The sequence below is a fragment of the Halomonas sp. ND22Bw genome, assembly GCF_003011945.1.
Classification (GTDB): domain Bacteria; phylum Pseudomonadota; class Gammaproteobacteria; order Pseudomonadales; family Halomonadaceae; genus Halomonas; species Halomonas halophila.
The window spans coordinates 1-264 of sequence record NZ_PXWD01001062.1; the positions used below are offsets into that span (position 1 = coordinate 1).

Annotated in this window: 1 protein-coding gene; it reads right to left on the reverse strand. The window is 60.6% G+C overall.

Annotated elements, in window-relative coordinates; all coding sequences use genetic code 11:
* Positions 1 to 264 (reverse strand): hypothetical protein (locus tag CVH10_RS26125; RefSeq protein WP_181244637.1); only part of this gene is annotated, 264 nt, incomplete at both ends.

Sequence of the window (264 nt, forward strand, 5' to 3'; positions counted from 1 at the left end):
ATGCTCCCCTTCCACTCCAGCTTGGGGCCGGGAGTGAGCTCGGGGAAGTTCGAGAGGTAAGTCAGTCCGATGGACTCCTGGCGCAGGAACTTGAACGTGTCGTCGAGGTCGTCCTCGAGGCGAACGTTCGCGCACGTTCCGTTGCCGGTATTGCGGAGCTTGATCCGGAACAGGCCTTCACTGCGGTACTCGACGTCCCCGCTCAGGTTCTCCTTGAGAGCCTCGATCTTGCAGATTTTGGGCTCTTCCGGCTTGGGCATCTCC